This is a genomic window from Mesorhizobium sp. P2_F7 (assembly GCF_056403695.1).
The window spans coordinates 26,336-49,014 of sequence record NZ_JBFUFA010000013.1 but is presented as its reverse complement, the minus strand read 5'-3'; the positions used below and the strand labels follow the sequence as shown (position 1 = coordinate 49,014).

Below are 22,679 nucleotides of genomic sequence, written 5' to 3'. Positions count from 1 at the left end.
AGGAGGTAGATGTCCGTGCCATCGCATGTGCAACAATGATAGCCGTGGTGCCGATGATTGCAGGTGCCACGGGTCGTCTTGTGCGACCCTCCAGCTGGCACCCTAGGAATCGCGAACTGTCTCTCAGCATCGACTGACGGCCCCACCCATTCGGTGTCCTAGATCCGAGGCCATCTCGAATGTAGAACCCATCTCAGAGCTGCTCAAGCGCTGCCGCTGATTGTGGAGCGCCAGAGCGTGCCGCCGCGTTTGAACGACAGAAGTCCAGGACTAGGTGCTTGAGCTTTCCTGTTGCCTCCACAGTCGGTGCGCTAAATCTTGATCGCCGGGTCTATCCAAGCGGCTACGCTGGCTAAGGTCGTCTTGAACTCAGGATGATTGGCTGCCCATGCGTCCTCGGAGAGCTTGCCCGTCACAACCTCGGGCGTGGCTTTGCCTGTGGCTACCCCGAAGCAGGTCTCGAGATCGACCGGCCACATCAGCTGCAAGTCGGCTTCGCCGCGGTGCTTCTCGATGTTCTTGCGGACTTTCTCGGTCATCGGCTTCACCGTTCCATCTGGCTGCAGATCCTCGTCGGTCAGCGCGCACCAGCGGATACCTAGCTGGCTAGATATTTGCGCAAAGGCGGGGATTGATCCTACGCTACCGCACTGGGTGATGCTGACCGACCGCCCGTCGTAGTCCACGTTGCACTTGTCAAAGCCGAGGCGTGTAGCGAAACCATCGTCTTTGCCCTCGCAGAAGACAGCACAGTTGCCGAACAAGAAATCGTGGGCGCCGCGATCGTCCAGCTTCGACTGCAACTTTGCCTCAGAATTGATCCGGTCGGTGTGGACGGTGCCCTGGCTGACCTGGCCTTCCTTACGAACCAGCCGAGTGATGACCTGTTTCTCGTCGAAGCTGATGAGCTCTGGCGAATGCGTGCTGATAACGATTGTCCAACCCTTTGATGCGAGTTCGCCTAACACCTTCCGAATTCGGCGCCGTAGATGAGGATGGAGATGCGTCTCCGGTTCCTCCAGCAGCAAGACCACGCGCTCGCGCATCAGCTCTTTGTATTCGGCCAACGCCTCGAGGGCGGCCAGCCGGATAACCGCCTGCCAGCCATCGCCCATGCTGCGAAGCGGCGTCGGCGCGCTGTCTGGGTCCGTGGCCAGGGAAACGGCGAGCTGCTGCGCCAGCCATTCCTCGATCACCTGGGTGCTCGGCTTTAGATCAATCTGGGCGTGGGAGCCGACGTAGCGACCGAAGATCCGCTCGAGAGTGGGCTTCATGTCATCTACCCAGAAAGGGAATGCCTCGACCGCCCGCCTGAAGAAACCGTAGGCGTTCTGAAGGGAATCCGGCATCTCGCGCTGGCCGCCCGGAACTTTGAGCGTCCACTTGTCGACAAGGAAGCGCTGGGCCAGCAGCCGCGACAACTTCTGTATAGGCCCGGTCTTCCAGACATATAAGGAGGCCTCGATGTTCTGCGGCCTGAAGAACCAGACCTCAGGCACGTGCTCGTAGATATCGTCAATACGAGCGTTCACAGGCCGATAGTCGACGCCATGATCCGAAAACCGCTTCTTATCCGCCTCGGCCAGCGGCGACCTGGTAGAGATGACAATGGGCTTCAGGTCGGCATCAAGCAGCGTGCGGCTGTGGCTAATCCGGCCTCCCTTAGTCATCTTGCCCTTGACCTGGACGCCGTGCACCACGAAGACCTTGCCGACGCCGTGGACGGCAGGATAACCCTCGTCCCGATCGGACGCGAAATGGACCTGCACCGTGAAGTCTGTCGCGCGGGCCCCCTTCCGGTCGCTATAGAAGTCGGTCTCCTCAGGTGACCACTGATAGAAAGCGGCACTGTTCAGTGCGAGCGCAATCGCGTTGAGGATGGTGGATTTGCCCGCGTTGTTCGAACCAATAAGCACTGATGGAAATTCATCGCGTAGCTCCATCTGCAGATCGGCGATCCCGCGGAAGTTCTTTATGACGAGCTTCGAGAGCTTATAGTCGATTGCCATGCGAGCCGGTCCGAGGGCTGTTTTCGGTCCGGACACTCTATTCGGAGTCGCACCCGCAGTATCCATACCTTGAACACGAATCTCAGGGAATGTTGGGGTGATCCGCGTAGGTCAGCCTATGCAGGGGAAGAGGCGCTGCCTGTCGGACCAAGCATTGCGCGCGATGTCCGAATTTGGCGTTACTTGCTCCCGTCAACCTGACGGTTGGCGACATTCCGCCCGTCGGAGGAAATTGCCGACAGCTGATTTTCGCCCCTATTGCTCTCCAGCTCGAGCGCGGCTCACCAGCTGGCGACGGTCAGTCCCGCTCATCGAGCGCAGGGGTAACCAAAGCGTCCAACGGGCAGACGCTATGACAACGTGGTGGTAGATCTAGGTGCCATGCAAGGAAGCTGACGACATTCGCCTTGGTTCCTAGAAACCAATCGACTTCGTTCACTTGAGGGGATGCCCCACAGTGAAGTCTTAGGGTTGCCTTGGACAGCGGTGGGGATGCCGCCTGTTACGGCAGACAAAATTCCGACAATGCTCCGCTTTCGATGGGAGGCAGTGCATGTCCTAGACGATCATAGTTGAGATCCAGTCCCCTTTTTAGCAGACGGTTGTGAAGAAGCGCGACGTTGACAATGTCAACTTAGCCACCCAAAAGACCCCGAAAGGGCATCGAACCCAGACCGTTCTGTCAACCAAGATGTAAAGCGTTCTCTTACGGTTTAAGAGCGCGCTTGACGCTAAGTTTACCTTAAGTTGACAACCAGAGCCCAAAACCAGCTTTTTGCCGTTTACGTTGACAAACGCAACCTGAGACCCGACCCAAGGCTAGAACACCGAAACAGACACAGAAGCTCACCAGACACCAACAGCACCGTCAACGCAGCGATGAGTCAAGATACACAACGGAAGCTATCTGGCGCTCAACCCTGGTCGAACACGCATACATACGGCAACAGCTTGACCAGCATGAGACCGATACCGGCACCGTAGATGGCGAATTAGCTAAAGACGCAGAGAGACACGCACGAGCCCACGAAGCTGCAGGGACCTGGATCGTAGAGAGGCTCAGGTCAGAGGTGTGGCGTGATGGTGAGTGTTGAGATTCCCGGCTTTTCGCTTTTAATGATCGTTTATTGCAGGCCGACCTTCTCTGAGAGACCGCGGAGAGAATCCAACTATCCGATGTCTTGGAATTTGGCGAATTTGGAAGAGGCCTATTTTCTCGCCAGTGTCGTGCCAGACGTAGGCTTAAAGCGCACACGAGGGTGGCCTGTCTCTGACTGGCTCACCTCCAACGTTTCAATCTTGCAGACAAGATCACTGAGCTTCTTGGAACCGTAGGTTCGTGGCTCGAAATCGGGTGCAAAATCTGCGAGGAGGTTTCCAAGCTGTCCGAAGGCGATTCACCCGTCCTCTTCTTCCTTCTCGGACATGATCCTTTTGAGAATGCGCGAAGCATGAGCCGGTGTCTCCAATGGCTTCGTGGCCCAGCTTTGGCGCCTGCAGCGGTCGTCTCAAGAACGAGGTTCATTGTGTAGATGAACCGCCGGCAAGCCTGCCGAAAGCTCTCCGGCGTTTCTGCTCACCGAACCTCGCACAGCCCCAGCCTATCCATTGAATTGCTCATGACCTTGACGGACGCCCTAAGTTTCGGTTCTAGGCGGTGCGAAATGGCGTTGGCGCGCAATCGTGTCTATCCCTGCATAATGCGATAAACAGTTGCATCACCCTCCACACCCCGAAGAGGCGCGTCAAAAGCCTCGACGCGATGGCCGGCAAGCATTTCGCTAACCCCGGGCGCGGAATAGAGCGCTTCGGAAATGCAGATCTGTCCGGCTTCTGCCAGGGACTGCACGCGCGCGGCGACATTCACGGTCTGACCGAAGTAGTCGAGGTTGTCGTTGAGCGTTACGGCGATCGATGGTCCACAATGGGCTCCGATCTTGAGAATGATCCCCGGCCCGTCATGGTCGCCGTTGAAGCGATCGATTTCTGCAAAGATGTGGAGTGCAGCCGAAATCGCATCCGACGGCTGCGAGAATACAGCCATCACCGCATCGCCTATCGTCTTGACCACCGCACCGCAATGTTGCTGAACCGCCGCGTTGACCAGAGCGAAATGCTCGCGGACCAAAGCATAGGCGTTGAGGTCACCCAGCCGCTCATACATGGCGGTCGAGCCCTTGAGGTCCGTGAACAGGAAGGTGATCTGCCGGATGCCGAGCCCCTCCTTCTCGTCGACGCGTTCGGACCGGAAGAGCTGGCGGAAGGTTTGCCTCGCAAGCAGCGCTCCACCGGAAACATAAGGGTCGAAATCGAGGGCCGGCTTGGTGGTCAGCGCGACAAGCTCGGGCGGCCAGTTGATGACGAGCAACGAACCCCGCACTGGCCCCTTATTCGCTACCTCAATGACAATCGGACCAGGTGGAACAGCGGCCAACGCCGGCAAGAAGCGGTTGCCGTCATAATCGACCTTCAGAAGTGTCGGCGCCAACACCGGATCGCCAGATATTGGCACGGCGAATGCCGCCTGCGTCTGCACGTTGACGCCCGAAAGGGCACCCGGTCCTAGGTCGGCGCGGAGCACTGTGGTGGTGCCGGGCGGTAGAAACGTCATGCCTCTGACGAAGCCGCGCAGGACGTCAAGAAAGCGAACGTTTTGCCCCGGTAGCCGCCCGTCATGTCCGAAGTGGAGCTTCCAGTGAAAATCCTCGACTGGGAGCGTCTCGGGATCGTGGTGCGGCAGGCGCCGTAACTTCGACGATACCGAGAAGGTGACCTCGATGAAGTCGTCCAGGTCGGTGTCGCCCGATACATCGCACAAGCCACAGACATAGTGGGTCTTCAGCGTTCGCAGGGCGCCGAAACTATCGAGCACCATCCCGGACTGAGGACACAGCACATCCCAGCTCATGTCGAACAGGCCACAGCGGGCGGCATGAAGGAAGAGGTCGATTGCTTCAGGCTCGGCGATTGCGCGGTCGCGAGCAAAGGTTAGCGGATTAACGCGATAGAGTGCGTGGTCGTCGGCGCTCCTGATCAGCGTCTCGAATTTCGAGATGACGCGTGGGCTCCAGGCTCGCGCCTGCTCCACCTTGGTCATCCTGCTTTCGAGAAGACGATCGTCGACTACCGTCACGTCGGGCCCCCAACCTTGCCGCCTTGCCGCGCGACAGCCTACTAAAAAACCAAGCGCGATGCGAATGGATTGCCGTCGAAAGCGTCTGCCGGCACAGCAGAGATGCTTGCTCGTCTAGCCGCGCATCCAAGGCATATCGATCGCCCCGAGCGATACAACGATCCCGACGACCACTAAAGCAACGCCCAAACTACCTTCGAACAGGCGGCCGCGGGGGAACAGCTTCTCGACGAAGACGAGCAGCGTCAAAAGCAGCATCCAGGCGATGCTCATGACTCCGGTCGCGACCAGCACGGCAAACAGCGCCCAGCAGCAGCCAAAGCAATAGAGGCCATGGCGCAGCCCCATCTTGAGCGCGCCAACACGCCCGTCGCGCCAGTGCTGCGCAACGAAAGCAAGCGGCGAACGGCAATGGCTCAGGCAAATGTGCTTGAAGGTCGTGAATTGGTAGAGGCCGGCGACGCCAAGTGTGGCACCGAGCGCGAGCGGAGCCCATTTCGAACGCTGGGGCGGATCCAGGTTCGTTGCAACGTCGCTACCGAGCTGGACCAGGACATATACGAGAAGGCCCGCCCCCGCCCAGACGAGCAGATAGCCCGCGACGAAGGTCCACGTCGGGATGGCCACATGTTGTTCGCGCCTAGCCTGCGCCGCCGCGAACATAAATATCATGGGCGCCGCGGCTGGCAGCATCATAGCCGCCATCATCACGGTCCACACAGCGAGAAAAGCGGCGGCGCCGGCAAATGACCAGTCGTCGGCGGCAATTCCGGCCATCGCCATGCCGGCCATGCCTTCCATGCCCTCCATACCGCCGCGCACGGCAATGCCCATGGGCATATCCATGCTGAATGTCTGGTATAGGGTGAGCGTCCACGCCGCTGCTGTCAGCCCGACGAGCGATGCGAGTAGACCGAGCGGGATCCCGCGCAGATTCCGGGTGAACCGCCGCGATTTCCTGGGGAACGCCTCAGCCATTGTCACGCCCTAGTTCGGGCCGGTCCAGTCGAACGGAATGTGCTTGCTTGAGCGGGCCGTGCCAGTCCAGTCGAGCCCGAAGCCCTTAGTGCTCACCTCGACGGAACGCCCCCAGGTGGCAACCTGGCCCGGGCCGACCTCCGAACCCGGCGGGTTGATCGTCTGCACTCGCTTGCCGGGTGGTGTGGTCGGACCGGAAAGCGCCTCTGCGCGTCCAACGACGAGACCCGGAATTTCGACCCGCCAGGTGGCCAGGTCGCCCGCCACGTCGAAAGTGATTGGCACGAACTCCATGCCACGCATCTCGCCGATATTAGCCGCAAAGCCAGCCGGCCAGCCGCCGGCGTGGCCGCCGAAGATCTCCTGCAGTGCTTCGCGCTGCTGCTCATCCGCCTTCTCGTCGATATACAGGCCCATCACGGCCTTTGCCTCGCCGGCCCATAGATTGCCTTCGAATTCGCCGAGCGCCACCAGCGTCAGGCCGTCGAGCTTCACGCCGCCATACTGACCCTCACGCACATGCCAGGCGAGCACGCCCTGGCAGTGGTTGCCGGTTGGCCGCTGGGCGAACTCGCAGGGGCAAGGGATGTCGCAGCTGCAGATGTCGAACCAGTCGCCTGCGAGCCGCCATTGAGGCACTGCATTCATGGCTCGTCCTCCCGAAAGTGGGCCTAATTATACGTCGAAGATTGGTCGCGCTCCAGCAGTTCGTGCGTCGCCCGCCGACTTTGATGGATTGGCCCCCACACTGATGCTCGAGCGGTGCAGACCAAACCTGCAGTTGGGCCGCTTCAGGTCCGGATCTCGACGACGGACGTGCCGGAGACGGGGTCCGTCACGCCGAGGTCGCCGCCGAGATCCTCCAGCATATCGCGCATCGTATCGAGAAGGCCGATCATCTGTGGCCGGGCCGCGGCGAGGCTGTCCATGTCGTCCCATTCACCGACAACGCAGAAGGTTCGGTCACCGGTCCTGACGAGCGCGGCTTTGCGGAAGCCCTTGACGTCGAGGCTCGCCTTCTTGTGCGCGTCGATGAAGGCCTGTTCCTTGCCGGGCTTGGTGCGGAACCGGACGACGTTGTAAGCCGTCATGTCTTTCTCCAACTGGTGAATGACCGGATTTATGGCCGCGCCTCCAGCACCATATTGAACGGCGTCTCGGTGGCGCGGCGGAACCGCTTGAACCCGCCGCCTGTCACCACCTTGCGTAGCCTGGCCTCGCCCGCCTGGGCGCCGAGCCCCAGCCCAACCTCCTGCGACAGCGAGGCGGGCGTGCAGATGAAGGTCGAGGCGGCGTAGTAGATACGGCCGACCGGATTGAGGTTCGCTGAAAGCTTGTCGTGGGCGAAGGGTTCGACGATCATCCATGTGCCGTCCGGTTTCAGCGCCTTGTGCACATGCCTGGCCGCACCTTCCGGATCGCCCATGTCGTGCAGGCAGTCGAAAAAGGCGACGAGATCGTAGGTGCCCGGGAAATCCTTGGCCGCCGCCACCTCGAAGTGTGTGTTGCCGGCGACGCCGGCCTCCTTGGCGGCGGCGCGTGCCCGTTCGATTGACGGGGCATGATAGTCGAAGCCGGTGAAGCGCGAATTCGGAAATGCCTTGGCCATAAGCACGGTCGATGCGCCGTGACCGCAGCCTACGTCGGCAACGTCTATGCCCCGTTGGAGCTTGTCGAGCACGCCATCGAGCGCCGGCAGCCAGGAACCGATCAGATTGGCGTTGTAGCCGGGCCGGAAGAACCGTTCCGTGCCGCGAAACAGGCAGGCGCTGTGATCGTGCCAGCCCAAGCCCTTGCCCGAGCGAAACGCCTGCCGCACTTTTTCTTCGTCAAGCCATAGTGTCGAGACGACCTCGAAGGCGCCAGCCATGAAGGCGGGACTGTCTTCATTGACGAAGACCTGTTCCTGCTCCGGGCTGAGGTAGAAGCTGTCGCTAGCCTCGTCATATTCGACATAGCCGGCGGCCGCCTGCGCGGAAAGCCATTCGCGGACCAGACGCTCCTGCGTGCCGGTCCTTTTGGCAAGCTGTCCGGCAGTCATTTTGCCGCCCTCGCTCATGGCCGCGAAAAGGCCGAGCCTGTCGCCCAACAACACCGCCGCCCCAGTGGTGATGGCGCCGAGATCGCCGACCATCTTTCCAAGCAGCGCCTCCAGTTTTTCCTGGTCGGGCTGTTTCTCCTTGTTGCGCTCCAGCATCGGCTCTCTCCTCCGGCTCGGTCCAAACACTCGCCACGCCGGCGCACCTGGTTCGGCCACCATGGACAGCGGAGAAAGTTTACCTAAGGATAGCACCCGCCGATAATGCCGAGTTCTGATTGCGGCGATGCATGCCGGGCATCAGCGGGGATGTGTCATGGAAATGCACGAAATTCGTTATTTTCTGGCCGCCTGCCAGACGCTCAACTTTCGCCAGGCGGCGGACCTTGTGCATATCACTCAGCCTGCGCTCACCCGCGCCATACAGAAGCTGGAAGCTGAACTCGGCGGCCTACTCTTCCATCGCGACAAGAGCCATGTCCAACTAAGCGATTTCGGCCGGCTAATGCGAAGCCACCTCGACGAGATCGCGCAGCGCTCGGAGCATGCCAAACGCACCGCCAGAAGCTTCCTGTCGCTGGAGACCGCGCCGGTGACGCTGGGCGTTATGTGCACCATCGGTCCGCTGCGCTTTATCGGTTTCCTCAACGCGTTTCGCGAGCGCTTTCCGGGCATCGAGGTGACTGTGATCGAGGGCGCCGCCGACCACCTCACCGATCTTCTGCTCAAAGGCAAGCTCGACATTGCGCTGCTGGCGCGGCCCGAGCCGTTCGACCACAGGCTGAAGGCCGAGCCGGTCTATGCGGAACGCTTTGGGCTCGCCTTCTCAACAGGGCATCCATTCGAGACGCGCAACACGTTACAGCTCGCCGACGTGCGCAGTGAGCCCTATCTCGAGCGCATCAACTGCGAATACGGCAATCATATCGACGAGCTCTGCCAAAATCTCGGCTTCGAGATCAAGAGCGCTTACCGCAGCGAGCGCGAGGACTGGATCCTGGCCATGGTCGCTGCCGGAATGGGTGTTTGCTTCATCGCCGAATTCTCCGCGAGCCAGCCCGGCGTTTGCCACCGGCTCGTCGTCGATCCCGAGATCGTGCGCGAGGTGTCGCTGGTTTCCGTCGCAGACCGCCTGCCATCGCCCGCCATCTCGGCATTCGCGAGAGCGGTGATGGAGTATGACTGGCACATACCGATAACGGCGGAATCGACTGGTCTGTAGGTCTCCGGTTCCGCCTTCCACGCCAGTCAAACAGGCAACAGACGATCACATCTTCGTGTCGATGTAACTGACCGTAATGTCCGGCGAACCCACGAATGGGGCAACTGTGCCCCCCAAAAAAATGGGAGTATTCCGAATGCATTCGTTCAAGATCTTTGTCGCCGTTGGCATTGCCTCTCTGTGCGTGTCGCAGGCGTTCGCCGAGGATACGATGGGCACGATGTCCATGATGAAGGGCGGGCAAGTTACGGCAATCATGCCCGACGGGCATATGGGCACCATGATGCCAGACGCCAAAATGGGCGCCGAAATGATGAAAATGGCCAAGCCGATCAAGCATTGCATGATGATGATGACCGACGCCAAGGGCAAAACCTACATGGTCGATACATCGACCAAGAAGGCCCAGGCCGAGTGTGAAAAAATGGCGATGTGAGGAGGCATCGCGCCCAGTCAATGCTTCCATCCCGCCGGCACACGCGCCGGCGGGATGTCCTATCGATCCTGCGCTATCGAAATCATGCCACTACGCTGGTTGCTGATAATTCGCCCGCCACAGCTACTGCTTCGCAAGGTTGATCGGCTCGGTGGGTGTGCTAGGCCGAGTATAACCAAGGGACTCAGCATGGCACGCATATCGCGACGACATCCGATGCTGCGGCGCTCGCAGGCGATGTGGGTTTCTCGACGCGTCTGGCAGCCACGCATTGTCTTCTGGGCAGGCGCCATTTCGATTGGACTGATCAGCGTGCTGTTCGCCCTGCTTGCCGACCAAACGCAGGCGCTATTCCATACCGTCATCGACAGCGGTAGCGGGTGGCGCTTTTATCTGCCACTGGTGCTGACACCGCTCGGCTTCGTTCTCTGCGCTTGGCTTGCGCATTCCTTCTTTCCAGGCTCGCAGGGCAGTGGCATTCCGCAGGCCATCGCCGCGCGCCATCTGCGCGATGACGAAGACCGCCGCCACATCCTGTCGTTGCGGCTGGTGGTGGGAAAGATCGCGCTCACCGTCGTCGGTCTCGGCTGTGGGGCCTCAATTGGCCGCGAGGGACCGACAGTGCAGGTCGGCGCCTCCCTGATGCTGCAGGTCGCGCGCTGGGGCGGCATGGGGCAGGCGCGCGGGCTGATCCTGGCCGGGTCGGCGGCAGGCATAGCGGCTGCCTTCAACACACCGCTTGCCGGCATTGTCTTCGCTATCGAGGAGATGGGTCGCGCCTATGAATCCCGCACCAATGGGCTGGTGTTAACAGCGGTGATCCTCGCCGGACTCGCCTCGTTGGGCCTGGTCGGAAACTACACTTACTTCGGCATCGCCAAAGAAACGGTGGCCTTTGCCAGCGACTGGCCGCTGGTGCTTGCCTGCGGCATCATCGGCGGCGGCGTCGGCGCGCTGTTTTCGCTGCTGGCGCTGAAGGCGATGCGCCGCATCCGGCGTTGGAATGCGTTGCAGCCGCTCTGGCGCACATTGGTTGTGGCAAGCATTTGCGGGCTGGCGGTGGCCGCCATCGGGATCGCCTCGAATGGCCTCACCTTCGGCACCGGCTATGCTCAGGCGCGGGGAGCCATCGAAGGCACGCCGCTGCCGGCGTTCTTCTTTGCTGAGAAATTCGCGGCTGGCTTGCTCTCGATGGTTTCGGGCATTCCGGGCGGCATCTTCGCGCCATCGCTGGCTGTAGGAGCCGGCCTTGGCAGCACACTTGGGCTAATCCTCGGCGCCGCTACTGGCACCGCTGCGCTGCTTGGAATGGCCGGCTATTTTGCCGGCGTCGTGCAGGCTCCGATGACGGCCTTCGTCATCATCCTCGAAATGACCGGCAACCACGATAATGTCATTGCGCTGATGTGCGCATCGATGCTGGGCTATGGGACAGCGCGATTGATTTCGCACGAGCCGCTCTACCACGCTCTATCTCGCCTGTTCATCGCCGAGGCGATCCGGCGGAGAAGATCCAGAAATCTTGAAACATTCGGCTCTGCCGCGTAGACTCCAGTTTGATTTTCGCCAATAAGCTTAAACTTCAGTGAGCACAAGGCGCATGGCGCAACGTCGGCTTGCTGGCATTCCGTGTTCGACCTCTCGGCGTAGGGCCTGGCGAAGCCGCTCTCCGGCCTGCGCATCATCTAGCACTTGAAAGCCCAGCTTCTGGTAAAATGGCGCGTTCCAGGTCACGTCTCGGAACGTCGTCAGCGTAAGAGCGACAAGGCGGCGACGCCTCGCATCCGCAATTGCCTTTTCTAGCAGGGCGCGTCCGATACCCGAGCGTTGGCGATCAAGGCGCACGGCAAGTTCCCAGATGTGCAATGTGTCATCCTGGATCTCGGCGCTCAGGAATGCGACCGGCCGGTCGTCGAGCTCCGCCGCGACCCAGCACGTGCCCCTGGCGATGAGTTCACGGTGGCGCTCGACGGTCTGGTTATCGTCATCGGCAATCCAGGCAAGCTCCTCGATCCCACGGTAAGCTTCACCCGCCGACTGTTCGATATCGGGTAACGCTTCCGCGTCACGGTCTTGCGCAATTCGGATGATGGTCATTGAGTTGCAGTCGTCTCTTCAAGTATTTTGCAGAGAATGACGTTGGAGTGTCCCTCCGGCCAATCCGCAAATTCAGCTACGCGCACGAAGCCGGATTTTTCATACATTCCTGGCGCTTGGAAATCATGGCTCTGCACCCAAATCCGCCGAACGCCTCGAGCTTCGGCCTCGGCCGCGAAGGCGTTCAACAACGCTCGCGCATAGCCACGTCCCCTATGCGCCTCGTCGATCCACATCTGTTTGAGTTCAGAAGTGCCTGCCCAGGAAAATCCCGTTGCAACGCCGACGATGCGTCCAACCGCGTCGCGGATCACAAAGCCCAGGCCCTGAGCGTCATCACGCCCTACAGCTTCCCGGTTGAAGGCGTAGATCCTGTCTTCGAAGGCATCGATCTCAATTGCCGAAAGATCGTGCTGGGGTTGGGCAAGGGTGGTCATTTCGAGCGCTCGATTCCCTTGGGTCGAGACAAGACCGTCTCAAGCGACAAACGGCCAGGACCGCCCAGCGCAAGCGTTGCAAGGCCGGCGAGGTAAAGCAGGATGATTTCGTAGCCGACAGGCCCGAACCGGATCCCCTCGGCCGTTACCTCAGCAAACTTCACCGAGAAGAATCCATACTGGGAATGGACCGTGAACAATGCAGTCAAAAGCACGATCGCCATCGGCACGCTAACGAGCGGAATGAATGCGCCCGCCAGGACAGCACCGCCGCCGACAAGTTCAACCAGCGTTGTCAACCATGCTAGCGCGTGAGGCTCAGGGACTCCGAGTGTCTGAAGCACGACGCCAAAGCTTCCTGGCCCTCTGCTGAGTTTGGCATAGCCATGGGCAAGGAAGCCAAAGCCCACTATCAACCTTATCGGCAACGGCGCCCATCCGGCTGTGGTGGACGAGAAGAGTGTAGTTCTCGTGATAAGTCCACGGAGATAGAGATGCATTACCGGTATACCTTTCTGTGGGCGGCGCGCCTGAGGCTCGGCACTATCCGAAAAAAGCGCGCCATGGCGAGCTAGGGAGACGGCCTCTTGTTCGCCCCATGGGAACCGACCGTTACAGCCTCACGGCATCGTTACCGCCGCTGCGGGAGCCTCCACGAGACCAGAACCGAAATCGCCCGGCCCACCCTAGGCGGCGGACCGAGCGTAATGTGAAGCGGGGTCGGTCAGGCAGCTTCGGCGGCGAGAACGACGGGAAAGTCGATATCGGTCTCTGCAACATTGTTGATGAGATTGGTCAGGAAGTTCTCGGCTACGATGGCGACGATCTCGATGACTTGAGCCTCGGTAAAACCCGCCGATTTCACGGCCGCTATGTCGACGTCCGTTACCTTGCCGCGGGTCTCCGCCACCCTGGCAGCGAAACGCACCGCCGCGTCAGCTTTCGAATCGCTCGACTTGCCCTTGCGGTTGAGCGCGATCTCCTCGGGGCTGATCTTTGCCAGGTTAAGGCCGAGATAGGTATGAGCGGACAGGCAGTAGTCGCAGCCGTTCACCTGGGCAACGGCCAATGCAATGCGCTCGCGGGTTTTCACATCCAATGCTCTGGTGAGCGCGCCAGACAGGCTGGTCATGCCCGCTAGAGCGGCAGGGCTTATGGATACGAGGCGGAAAAGCCTGGGAACGACGCCAAGCTGCTTGTTCACGGCGTCAAGAATGGGTTGCGAGGCAGTCGGGGCTGCTTCACGGGTCGGGATGGCAATGCGGGACATTTTATAGCTCTCCTGTTCGATGATGTCGGTGCGACAGGCAGCTACGTATTATCTTCCAAAGGGCGAGAGTATTGGATACCTAGGAGAAGTCACCTCTCAATATCTGGAAGGGCTCGCGCGTGGACCGCCTAGAAGCCATGTCAATTCTGATCGCCGCCGTCGAAACCGGCAGTCTCTCGGCGGCAGGGCGGAAACTCGGAACGCCGCTTCCAACTGTCAGTCGCAAGGTGGCGGAATTGGAGGCCTATCTCCACACCCGCCTGCTCGTCCGATCGACACGCCGACTTATCCTCACCGAGAGCGGAGCCGCCTACGTCGCCGCCTCCAGGCGAATCCTGGAGCAGGTGGGCGAGGCGGAGCGAACTGCATCCGGCGAATACAACGTGCCAAAGGGCGATCTGATTATTACGGCACCTGTTGTATTCGGACGGCTGCATGTGTTGCCGACGATAAATGATTTCTTGTCGCACTTTCCGGACATCAATGTGCGGTTGGTGTTGTCAGACCGCAATGTGAATCTCGTCGACGATCATGTCGACATGGCTGTGCGGATTGGCGCTTTGCCAGATAGCAGCATGGTGGCGACACGGGTAGGATCCGTGCGCAGTGTGGTTTGCGGCAGTCCGACCTATTTTGCCGACCACGACCTGCCGAGGGCGCCGGCCGATCTCTCCGGACTCTCTTGCGTCACGTTTGACGTTTTGGCGTCGGCCACGTCCTGGAGTTTTGCCACGCCAAGCTCAAGTGCTGAGCAGACCGTAGCGATCCGGTCACGCCTGTCGGTGAATACCGCGGAAGCCGCGATCGACGCTGCCATTGCAGGTGTAGGCGTCACCAGGGTCCTCTCTTATCAAGCGGCAAAGGCGATCGAACAGGGAAAGCTGGTGGCCGTTCTTGAAGAGTTCGAACCGGAACCAATGGCGGTCAGCCTCGTCCATGCAGGTCAGGGACTTTTGCCACTCAAGATGCGATTCTTTCTTGATTTTGTAGCCCCGCGTTTGCGTAAAGCCCTGGTGCCGCCAAAGCATGGCTGATGGCAGAGCGGTCTCTTACAGCCGTGCCGAACTCACGTCCTACCATTGCGTGCGACGCCTTGCCGTGTCTGTTCCTTGAGTTACGGGACGATATGATAGCCGTCGCCGCAGGCGCGGCATCATAAGATTTTTGCGGTTGCGAAATCAGGGAGCTTGATCGGGGAAAGACAATTGGATGGTCAAGCCGGCGGGGTATCCTATCGTAAGCCCCGAAACGCGAACGTAAGGATTGGAAGCAAGTCGATCGCGAAGCTCCATCGCCCTCTTAACGGCCTTTTGAAGGTTCTCTCGCAGAACCTCCGGAGCGACTTCGCCGTTGGAAATCTGATATGACGGCAGCGTCTCCTCAATAAACGCTATGTCGGCCGCAACTTGCGCGATGGTCTCTTCTCGGTTCATTTGATGTTGGGCTAACGCGGGACACGCCGACAACCCTATCACACAGGTTGCTACGAGGCGCTTCAACATCGACTTGCTTCCGACCATCCCGGTAGCATTGCGCACCCCAGGACCTCATGCAAGGCGGGATGAATCGCGCAGAGCGAACTTGTGCAAGCCCGCAGTGAGATGGCGCTGGCCAGGACGCGCGAGGGCTCAGTTCCCTCGACAGCAACTACATGGTCTTGGAACGCGCTGACAAAGGGCAGTTGTAAGGGAGATCCGACTGCCACTAGACTGGCTAAGGCTTATCAAAGCCGCTCAGCAGTCGCCACATTAAGGACCAGCGCTCGCATCGTAATAGATTGCGGTTTCCTCACTTGCTCTGGCTGGTGATACGGTCAGCAACGTAGTCAAACGAGAAGACGCCGGCGCCGCGCGTCAGCACCAGAAGCAGCAGCGAGGCCCACAGCAAATGCTCGGCCCAGTTCTCCGGGAAAACGAAGATCTGGATCACTGAAACAACGCCGAGCAGCACCAGTGCGCCGAGACGCGAGAACAGCCCCAGGAAAAGCAGCACCGCCCCGGTGATCTCCGCCGTTGTAGCAAGCGGCGCCGCGATCGACGGATCAATGAGCGGTAGATTGTATTCGCTGGCGAACAGCTGCAGCGTCACGGGCCAGGACGCGAGCTTCGATTGTGCAGACTGCCAGAAGACATGCGCAATCGCCACGCGAGCTGCGAGCTGGACCAGCGAAAACGGGATACGCTCCGGCAACTTGGTCACACGTCGGTAAAGACCAACAAGCCCGGCAGGGCGAGGCGTGGAATAGTCTGGTATTGCAGTCATGATTGTCTCCTTCAGTTTGAGAGGGGATGCACCGGGACGCGCACGTCGGTGACGAGCCTGTCGCGGAACAGACGCACAAGCGCTGAAACCAGGTCGAAGGCGGGGTCGAGCGCCAAGGCGCGGCCAGTGGCATGCTCAAGGCCGAAGCCGTGCTTCAGCGAATGCCAGAAGGCGAAGCTCGCGCGGTCGAGCAGAAAAAGCCGCACGTAGTTCCCAGATCGCCACAGCGCCACCCGCTCGGGGCGCCTTGTCCAGGTGATTTTTTCATCAACCGCAGTCTCCTTTTGATGCTCCATCCATACCGATAGGATCGACCAGTGGGAGACGATCAGTCGCAGTGAAGGCTGGAGCAGGATATCCGGCGACAGCCCAAGGTCGGTGCTGTCGTATTCTGCGAGACTGCGGGCCGGCAGCGAAGCTGTATCGAGCGCTTCGGCAATGGCCCATTCGAGCCGCGCGGTCTCGGCCACGATTGGCATGTCGGACAGCGTGTCGATGGTCTTCAGGAAGCGAGGGAAGCCCGCGCCATAACGCGCCAGGCGTGATTCCGCCGGCGGATGCCGTCGAATGAATTCGCTCGCCATAAAGCGGAAGAAACGTTCGTCGACGAGGCGAGCCGTAACGGGGAAGACCGCCACCAGCACAGCAGTCAACGAACTGCGCGTATTGTTCTGGTAGATGCGCAGGCGAGCCATTGGGTCGGCCTTGCCGGCGGTCAGCATTTTTGCGTCGATCACTGGCTCCATGGCCAGCACCGAGCGCGCCACGATGGTCTGCAGATGTTCAAGCGGCAGCATGATATCCTCCCTCGATTGTCGGCAAGGCCATGTGCATGGCCGGTTTGGGTCTGGCAGCGGCAAATGCCGCAAGCACAGGCATGCTGGTCTGAGAGCTTTCGAAAGCCGGTAGCGTGGGCGCCGGCGGGGCCATAGTCGTGGCGATGTGCCGCGTGGCCTGCTCGCGGTTGAACATGACCGAAGCGGTGAGCATGTCGGCCCACATGGCTTCACCAAGCAGAACGTCGAGAACCGGCACATCGGTATCCCATTCGATCAGCGTAGGGCGCGGTCCAAGACTGGTGATGGCATGCTGGTAGAGGTGCCAGACAACTGGCGGCACGCGAGAGCCGTGGTCGTCGATAAGCACCGTGTCGCCGCCGACCTGATTGGTCGCGTGACCGGCAAGGTGAATTTCGCCGATGGCATCGGCAGGCAAAGCGTCGATGAAGGTCTTGGCGTCGTATTGGAGATTGTGCGCCGAAACCTGGACATTGTTGACATCCAGAAGCAGGCCGCAGCCAGTTTGCGCCACCAGCCCAGCCAGAAATTCAGCTTCATTCATGGAGGAGTCCGCAAACGCGACATAGGCGGACAGGTTCTCGATCAGCACACGCCGCTTCAGCGTATCCTGGACGCTTGCGACATTGCGCGCCACGATCGCCAGCGCCTCTTCGTCATAGCGAAGGGGCAGCAGGTCATTGAGATAGGCTCCGTCGGCAACGCTCCAGGCAAGATGCTCCGAAACAAGATCAGGCTGGAACCGCTCGCAGACCTTGCGCAGCCTTTCCAGATGACTGCGGTCCACGCCTTGTGCGCTGCCCAGAGACAGGCCGACGCCGTGCACCGACAGCGGATATATTTGGCGCAGCCGTTCAAGCGCCTCGACGGGGGCGCCGTCGCCCATATAGTTCTCGGCATGAACTTCGAGCCAGCCAGCGGAGGGTCTGCGGGTCAGCATCTCGCTGATGTGAGGAGAGCGCAGACCGATGCCAGCGGATGCCGGGATCGTGAGGGGCTGAAATGCACGGGACATCGGTCTGCTCCCTTCCAAAGGGGGTTGGCTTGAAGTCTGGGTCGGTCAGGCTTTCGGCTTGTCGCTGCCGCCGGTGATCTTGGCGCAGCTGCCGGCCGGCACGTAGAGCCAGGAGTCCGGCTGGTTGTCGGCGGTCGAGGTGCCGGCGCATGAATGCGTCGCAGTCTGGCAGTCGTTCTGGCCAGCCTTGACGACGCCATAGCACTTCTCGAACGAGAAGCTGGGCTGAGCGGCGGGGCCGCTATAGGCTGCAGTTGCAGCAAGCGAGGTGGCGGCCGCGAGGGCCGATCCGATGAGGGTCTTGGTGTTGATCACGGTCGTTTCTCCTGATTGGGTTTCGAGGGAAGACTGACCTAGCGGCCTGTCTGCAAACAGTGTCGTCGAACGTGCGATGAAGCTGAAATGCTGTCTCGGCATGGATTTGATACGCGGTCACTATGTTGAGGAGGATAACGAGCAAAAGCCCTCCGGCGGGGAACCGGAGGGCTTTAGCGCCTGCACTTCGTGAGCGGGGCGAAGCGGGCGCGGCCAGGCGGAGGGAGGCGCCTAGACGTATCGGTTTTTGCTGTCGACGACGACCGGGCTTTTGCTGAAGGTTGGATGGTCCGCGAGAAGCCAGTCCTCGGCTCGCTGCCGTCCGCGGTCACGCATCTCGGTCAATTCGCCCCAGTCGGTCCAGGGCCTGGAAAACAGCGCAGCGCCTGGTCTGTGATGACCGTCGAAGATGGTGTGGACAGATGCAGAGTTCGCGGCATGTGCGGCGGGGCGGTAAGCCGCGCAAGGCGTGATGCACCCCGAGGGTTTGCCGCTGACAATCAGCCGATGCCCAGCCTCGATTGGCTGGACCGCTGGCAAGGCCGAAAAATCGCCTTCACCCCAATACGGATCGCCATCGATTTCCACGGCGGGGAAGAGGAATGGGACTGTCGCTCCCGCCAGGATCGCGTCGATCGACAATCGATCGCCGGAGAAAATCGTCACGGTATCGGTGCGGGCATTTGAAGCCAGGATGTTGAGCTTCAGCGGGCAGCTGTTCTTGTGCAACTCGGCAATGTCGATCGACTGTTCCAGGATCGATCTCAGTGGATTGGCTGTCGTGGCCACAGACATCGATGCATGGCTGACGCGCCGCCAGAAATTGGTGAGCGCCGTCCTTGCCCCACGCCGGCCGCCCAGAGCCAGTCCGTAGGCAAGAACCGCTGCCTCCATGCCTCCGAAACCCGATGCCGTGATTGTGCGAAAGGAGAGGCGAGGTTCATCCAGCAAGCGATCGAGCACGCCCCAGACAAATGCGCCGTGCGCGTCGTTTGCCAGCGTAATGTCGATCGGCTGGTGGTCTTCAATCACCAGTTCTGCACCGGCAATAAAGGCTTGGTCGGTTGCGGCCTGGATTTGCATCTCTTGGGTCTCCTCCCGAAGAACGCCAGGCAAGGCGTTTGATGGAGACACTGCCGCATGATCCTCTGTTCGCGAAATGCCAAGGTGGCATGAACTCCATAGGCAGATTGCATTGGCTGCAATCCCTTGCGCGGCGCCATGGTTTGCCAGGCGAGGATCCCGCGATCTAGCCTTGGAACCGGCGCCAACAGCCGCCGGCAAGCCTTCAGCAGAAGGAGGAGCGTGTCATGAGAATACGAAATGTCTGTTTGGGTGCGTTCGCCCTCGCTCTTTTGGCCGGGCCCGCATCCGCCGATGCCTTCAGCGACCTGGCGTCGCTGCCGTCATTCTATAGCGATGCCGGCATGAAAGCGATGAAGCCGATGGCCGGTTTCAAAAAGGCCTGGCTGGCGGCGCCTCGGAAGGATCGGGATAGGATGATGAAGATGTGCAATGACGCCGCCATGAGCAAGCCGCATGCTGCGTTCTGCGCCAATGTATTGGCGCTCGGAGGCGCCAATTGATCTGCTTTGCCATTCTGTTTGAAGCTGGTCAGCTGCTGCGCAACACAATCTGTCCGTAAGCGCGCGATGTCACGGCGCCATGACGGACTGCTATCGACTTTATAGCCGCAGTGCATTGGCGCCAAAGCGTGCCTTGCGGCAGTCTCCGAAGCACGAATAGTCACGTCTGCAATTCGGGGGCAATCGGCATGGACATTCACCACATCCGTTACTTCCTGGCCGTGTGCGAGACGCGAAACTTCACGCGCGCAGGTGAAAAGTGCAACGTCACTCAACCGGCTCTGTCCCGCGCCATTCAGCAGCTCGAGGAAGAGGTGGGAGGGCTGCTGTTTCGCCGCGAACGAAGCTTGACCCACCTGACAGACCTGGGTGTGCTGCTTCGCCCCCGTTTTCAGCAGATTCTCGACGAACTGACTGGAGTGCGGCAAGAGGCGTCGAGGTTCCTGTGCCTGGAAAACGCCAACCTGAAGGTCGGCGTCATGTGCACGATAGGGCCCCGTCGCTTCACCGGCCTGCTGACCGACTTCAACCGGCGGCAGCAGGGCATCCAGCTGCAACTGGTTGAGGGCGTGCCGGCATCGCTCTCCCAACTTCTGGAGTCCGGCGAGATCGACGTCGCCATCATGGCGTCGAGCGACAGCTTCCCGGACCGCTTCGACGTCACACCGCTTTATCGCGAACGCTTTGTTCTCGCCTTTCCAAATGGCCACCGGCTGGCTCGCAATGACAACGTGGCCATCTCCGAGCTCGATGGCGAAAACTATCTCAGGCGTCTCAACTGCGAATATCGTGATCACCTCGCAGGCCTGTGCACGGATCGCGGCGTGAAGCTCAGGATCTCCTACGCCAGCGAACGCGAGGACTGGATCCAGAATATGGTGTCCGGAGGACTGGGCATCTGCTTCATCCCGGAATTCAGTGCGGTAATTCCAGGGCTGCAGGTCCGTCCCGTGATTGATCCTGAGGTCTGGCGGGAAGTGTCGCTGGTTGTCGTTGCGGGGCGCAGGTTCTCGCCTGCCGCAGCGGCTTTCGTAAACAGCGTCAAGGCGCATGGCTGGCCTGAGAGCGCAATCGTTCAGGCCATCCAAAAGACCGCTGCGTAAAGCAAATCAAAGAATTAAGGGGATCGCACCTGGCGGCTTTCCGCGTGTGCCCCACATGCAGTTGCAATGGTCCACCATAGTTTTCAGGTATCGATTTCAGAGCCAGTCAGCATTTCTCTTTTCGGATCGCTGCCGTCACTCTCCTCGTCATGCCCCGCCTCCCGCGTTTGGGCACCGACAAAGGAGAAATACAAGATGGCTACCAAAAAACTCACCCTTGCGTTTGCGGCAGGTCTGCTTTCGGCAACCGCTGCTTTTTCCTCTGCTCCAGCCTTCGCCGGCGACTGCCCTGCCGGCCAGGCCGCAACGACCGATGTCCAGGAACATCCCAGCAAACCGGTTGGCGTCGTCGACACGGTTCTCTCGGCGATCGATCTGAGCAGCAAGGGCGAGGCCTGGAAAGGCAACATGCTGCGTCTTCGCAAGCTCGTCGTTCAGCCCGGCGGCGTCGTGCCATGGCATGAGCACAATCTGCGCCCGGCCAACATCCTGATCGTCGAAGGCTCGATCACCGAATACCGCAGCACCTGTAAAGTGGGCATCGAGCATCCGGCTGGCGATGTGACGGCCGAGTTCGGCCAGCTCGCCCATTGGTGGAAGAACAACGGCAAGGTGCCCGCCGTGCTCTATTCCGCCGACGTCCTGCCGCCCGCGATGCCCGACGACCACATGATGTGAGCCGCGCCTGCGGCGAGCAGTCCAACCCTCAGCAATCGAAAGAGCGTCCTCAGGTGATCACCTGAGGACGTCGGGCCACGGAGCGTCGTCATGACAACCAGTGAACACACAGAGACGACGCGGTTGCACACGGTGGCCGCAGACAGCTGGCGCTTTGGCCTAGTTGCGCTGATTGCATTTCTTACGCTTGTCGATCTGTTCGCCACCCAGGCAATACTGCCCTCACTGGTGATAAAATTCGGCGTCAGCCGTGCAACCATGGGCTTCGCCGTCAACGCCAGCACATTCGGCATGGCGGTGGCAGGTATCGCCGTTGCCCTCTTCGGGCGCGGGATTGATCGCCGCAACGGTATCTGGATCAGTCTGGCCATATTGGCGATCCCGACGACACTGCTTTCGCAGACTGACAGCATAGTCATCTTCGCCCTCCTGCGCGTAGCGCAAGGCCTGTGCATGTCGACTGCGTTCACGCTGACGATGGCCTACCTGGCAGAACATTTCTCCGCGCGGCAGACGACCAGTGCGCTTGCCGCCTATGTGACGGGCAATGTCGCCAGCAATTTCTTCGGACGACTGATGTCGGCCGCCGTAGCCGACACGTTCGGCATCTCCACCAACTTCCTCACCTTCGCGGCCCTCAATCTATTTGGAGCGGCGCTGGTTTGGTTTACGCTCCAGAAGACCTCCGCAACTATGCGCGCCGAAGGTCAATCTGCCCGTGCGTCCTGGAAGGGCCCGCTGGAAAATCCCGAACTGTGCGCTTGTTTCGCGATCGGCTTCCTGATCCTCTTCGTCTTCATAGGCACCTTCACCTATGTGAATTTCCAGCTTGTCGCCCCGCCGCTGTCGCTGTCGCCGATGGCATTGGGACTGATCTATTTCGTGTTCCTGCCATCGATGTTGACCACGCCTCTCGCCGGGCGTGTCACGGCCGGTCTCGGCCCGAGGATCGGCATCGGTGCAACGCTTGCGATGGCAATCGTTGGGCTGCTGCTGTTGCTCACGGCCAGTCTGCCGATCGTCCTTGCAGGGATGGCGCTGGTCGCCATGGGAACCTTCCTGGCGCAAGCGATAGCTACGGGACACGTCAGCCGGACCGCCTCGCGTGATCGCACCGCCGCGAGCGGCATCTACCTGGCCTCCTACTATGCAGGTGGGCTCGCTGGCAGCTTCGTCATCGGACAGATCTACGACCGGATCGGGTGGACCGCATGCGTAGCCGTGCTCGCCGCCTTCCTTGCCGGCGCCATCGCAGTGGCGCGCATTCTGCAACCCTCAAAGACGTGACACCCAAAACCGAAAA

At 60.3% G+C, this 22,679-nt stretch carries 24 protein-coding genes; 8 read left to right on the top strand and 16 right to left on the bottom strand.

Translation table 11 applies throughout. From position 1 onward, the window contains the following. Nucleotides 1-311: 311 nt before the first annotated feature. The 7 genes from AC1DZ8_RS28065 to AC1DZ8_RS28035 all read right to left on the bottom strand — a co-directional run bounded on the left by AC1DZ8_RS28065 (nt 312) and on the right by AC1DZ8_RS28035 (nt 8,317). A complete protein-coding gene (locus tag AC1DZ8_RS28065) occupies nt 312-2,009 on the bottom strand; it encodes an ATP-dependent nuclease (RefSeq protein WP_477302728.1) in 1,698 nt (565 codons plus the stop codon). Between the two features lie 1,208 nt (nt 2,010-3,217). Next, entirely contained in the window at nt 3,218-3,406 is a 189-nt protein-coding gene (locus AC1DZ8_RS28060; protein ID WP_477302950.1) for an OST-HTH/LOTUS domain-containing protein, read from the bottom strand. 290 nt (nt 3,407-3,696) lie between these two features. Further along, nucleotides 3,697-5,142 carry a DUF5939 domain-containing protein gene (locus AC1DZ8_RS28055; RefSeq protein ID WP_477302726.1) on the bottom strand — a complete coding sequence of 482 codons (1,446 nt, stop codon included), beginning with the start codon at nt 5,140-5,142 and terminating at the stop codon, nt 3,697-3,699. Between the two features lie 114 nt (nt 5,143-5,256). Next, nucleotides 5,257-6,120 (bottom strand): DUF2182 domain-containing protein, encoded by an 864-nt coding sequence (locus tag AC1DZ8_RS28050; protein WP_477302724.1) that lies wholly within the window; start codon nt 6,118-6,120, stop codon nt 5,257-5,259. Between the two features lie 9 nt (nt 6,121-6,129). Next, nucleotides 6,130-6,768 (bottom strand): DUF1326 domain-containing protein, encoded by a 639-nt coding sequence (locus tag AC1DZ8_RS28045; RefSeq protein ID WP_477302722.1) that lies wholly within the window; start codon nt 6,766-6,768, stop codon nt 6,130-6,132. Nucleotides 6,769-6,911: 143 nt separating this feature from the next. Next, nucleotides 6,912-7,211, bottom strand: coding sequence for a putative quinol monooxygenase (locus tag AC1DZ8_RS28040; protein WP_477302720.1), 300 nt, complete (start codon nt 7,209-7,211; stop codon nt 6,912-6,914). 29 nt (nt 7,212-7,240) lie between these two features. Beyond that, nucleotides 7,241-8,317 (bottom strand): class I SAM-dependent methyltransferase, encoded by a 1,077-nt coding sequence (locus AC1DZ8_RS28035; protein WP_477302718.1) that lies wholly within the window; start codon nt 8,315-8,317, stop codon nt 7,241-7,243. A 157-nt stretch (nt 8,318-8,474) separates the two neighbouring features. Between AC1DZ8_RS28035 and AC1DZ8_RS28030 the strand changes: the two genes are divergently transcribed. From AC1DZ8_RS28030 to AC1DZ8_RS28020, 3 genes are all read left to right on the top strand, one after another. Then, nucleotides 8,475-9,380, top strand: coding sequence for a LysR family transcriptional regulator (locus AC1DZ8_RS28030; protein WP_477302716.1), 906 nt, complete (start codon nt 8,475-8,477; stop codon nt 9,378-9,380). Between the two features lie 136 nt (nt 9,381-9,516). Further along, entirely contained in the window at nt 9,517-9,816 is a 300-nt protein-coding gene (locus tag AC1DZ8_RS28025) for a hypothetical protein (protein ID WP_477302714.1), read from the top strand. Nucleotides 9,817-10,005: 189 nt separating this feature from the next. Then, nucleotides 10,006-11,364, top strand: a complete 1,359-nt coding sequence (locus tag AC1DZ8_RS28020) for a chloride channel protein (protein ID WP_477302712.1) — start codon at nt 10,006-10,008, stop codon at nt 11,362-11,364. A gap of 27 nt (nt 11,365-11,391) precedes the next feature. Here the strand turns inward: AC1DZ8_RS28020 and AC1DZ8_RS28015 are convergent, their stop codons facing one another. From AC1DZ8_RS28015 to AC1DZ8_RS28000, 4 genes are all read right to left on the bottom strand, one after another. Then, nucleotides 11,392-11,913, bottom strand: coding sequence for a GNAT family N-acetyltransferase (locus AC1DZ8_RS28015; RefSeq protein ID WP_477302710.1), 522 nt, complete (start codon nt 11,911-11,913; stop codon nt 11,392-11,394). After that, the gene (locus tag AC1DZ8_RS28010; protein ID WP_477302708.1) at nt 11,910-12,350 is read right to left on the bottom strand and encodes a GNAT family N-acetyltransferase; all 441 of its coding nucleotides are present in this window, start codon (nt 12,348-12,350) and stop codon (nt 11,910-11,912) included. Before AC1DZ8_RS28010 ends, AC1DZ8_RS28015 begins: the two co-directional genes overlap by 4 nt. Further along, on the bottom strand, nt 12,347-12,850 hold the full coding sequence (locus tag AC1DZ8_RS28005; RefSeq protein WP_477302706.1) for a DoxX family protein: 504 nt from the start codon (nt 12,848-12,850) through the stop codon (nt 12,347-12,349). The genes AC1DZ8_RS28010 and AC1DZ8_RS28005 overlap by 4 nt, the downstream gene beginning before the upstream one ends. Nucleotides 12,851-13,074: 224 nt before the next feature. Beyond that, entirely contained in the window at nt 13,075-13,620 is a 546-nt protein-coding gene (locus tag AC1DZ8_RS28000; protein WP_477302704.1) for a carboxymuconolactone decarboxylase family protein, read from the bottom strand. Nucleotides 13,621-13,739: 119 nt separating this feature from the next. Between AC1DZ8_RS28000 and AC1DZ8_RS27995 the strand changes: the two genes are divergently transcribed. After that, nucleotides 13,740-14,654, top strand: a complete 915-nt coding sequence (locus AC1DZ8_RS27995) for a LysR family transcriptional regulator (protein ID WP_477302702.1) — start codon at nt 13,740-13,742, stop codon at nt 14,652-14,654. A gap of 754 nt (nt 14,655-15,408) precedes the next feature. On the opposite strand, the gene AC1DZ8_RS27990 is transcribed toward AC1DZ8_RS27995, so the two are convergent. The 5 genes from AC1DZ8_RS27990 to AC1DZ8_RS27970 form a co-directional block, all read right to left on the bottom strand. Then, nucleotides 15,409-15,882 carry a DoxX family protein gene (locus AC1DZ8_RS27990; RefSeq protein WP_477302700.1) on the bottom strand — a complete coding sequence of 158 codons (474 nt, stop codon included), beginning with the start codon at nt 15,880-15,882 and terminating at the stop codon, nt 15,409-15,411. Nucleotides 15,883-15,893: 11 nt separating this feature from the next. Further along, nucleotides 15,894-16,679 carry an HvfC/BufC family peptide modification chaperone gene (locus tag AC1DZ8_RS27985; RefSeq protein ID WP_477302698.1) on the bottom strand — a complete coding sequence of 262 codons (786 nt, stop codon included), beginning with the start codon at nt 16,677-16,679 and terminating at the stop codon, nt 15,894-15,896. After that, nucleotides 16,666-17,694 carry an MNIO family bufferin maturase gene (gene bufB / locus AC1DZ8_RS27980; RefSeq protein WP_477302696.1) on the bottom strand — a complete coding sequence of 343 codons (1,029 nt, stop codon included), beginning with the start codon at nt 17,692-17,694 and terminating at the stop codon, nt 16,666-16,668. Before bufB ends, AC1DZ8_RS27985 begins: the two co-directional genes overlap by 14 nt. Nucleotides 17,695-17,739: 45 nt before the next feature. Next, complete coding sequence (locus AC1DZ8_RS27975) at nt 17,740-18,009, bottom strand: BufA1 family periplasmic bufferin-type metallophore (RefSeq protein ID WP_056594632.1); 270 nt, start codon at nt 18,007-18,009, stop codon at nt 17,740-17,742. A 231-nt stretch (nt 18,010-18,240) separates the two neighbouring features. After that, nucleotides 18,241-19,092 (bottom strand): patatin-like phospholipase family protein, encoded by an 852-nt coding sequence (locus AC1DZ8_RS27970; protein WP_477302694.1) that lies wholly within the window; start codon nt 19,090-19,092, stop codon nt 18,241-18,243. Nucleotides 19,093-19,319: 227 nt separating this feature from the next. On the opposite strand from AC1DZ8_RS27970, the gene AC1DZ8_RS27965 reads away from it, so the two are divergent. The 4 genes from AC1DZ8_RS27965 (at nt 19,320) to AC1DZ8_RS27950 (ending at nt 22,663) form a co-directional block, all read left to right on the top strand. Beyond that, a complete protein-coding gene (locus tag AC1DZ8_RS27965; protein ID WP_477302692.1) occupies nt 19,320-19,595 on the top strand; it encodes a hypothetical protein in 276 nt (91 codons plus the stop codon). A 188-nt stretch (nt 19,596-19,783) separates the two neighbouring features. Further along, nucleotides 19,784-20,698, top strand: coding sequence for a LysR family transcriptional regulator (locus tag AC1DZ8_RS27960; protein ID WP_477302690.1), 915 nt, complete (start codon nt 19,784-19,786; stop codon nt 20,696-20,698). Nucleotides 20,699-20,893: 195 nt separating this feature from the next. Next, nucleotides 20,894-21,376 (top strand): cupin domain-containing protein, encoded by a 483-nt coding sequence (locus tag AC1DZ8_RS27955; RefSeq protein WP_477302688.1) that lies wholly within the window; start codon nt 20,894-20,896, stop codon nt 21,374-21,376. 90 nt (nt 21,377-21,466) lie between these two features. Then, nucleotides 21,467-22,663 carry an MFS transporter gene (locus AC1DZ8_RS27950; protein ID WP_477302686.1) on the top strand — a complete coding sequence of 399 codons (1,197 nt, stop codon included), beginning with the start codon at nt 21,467-21,469 and terminating at the stop codon, nt 22,661-22,663. The last annotated feature ends 16 nt before the right edge of the window (nt 22,664-22,679 follow it).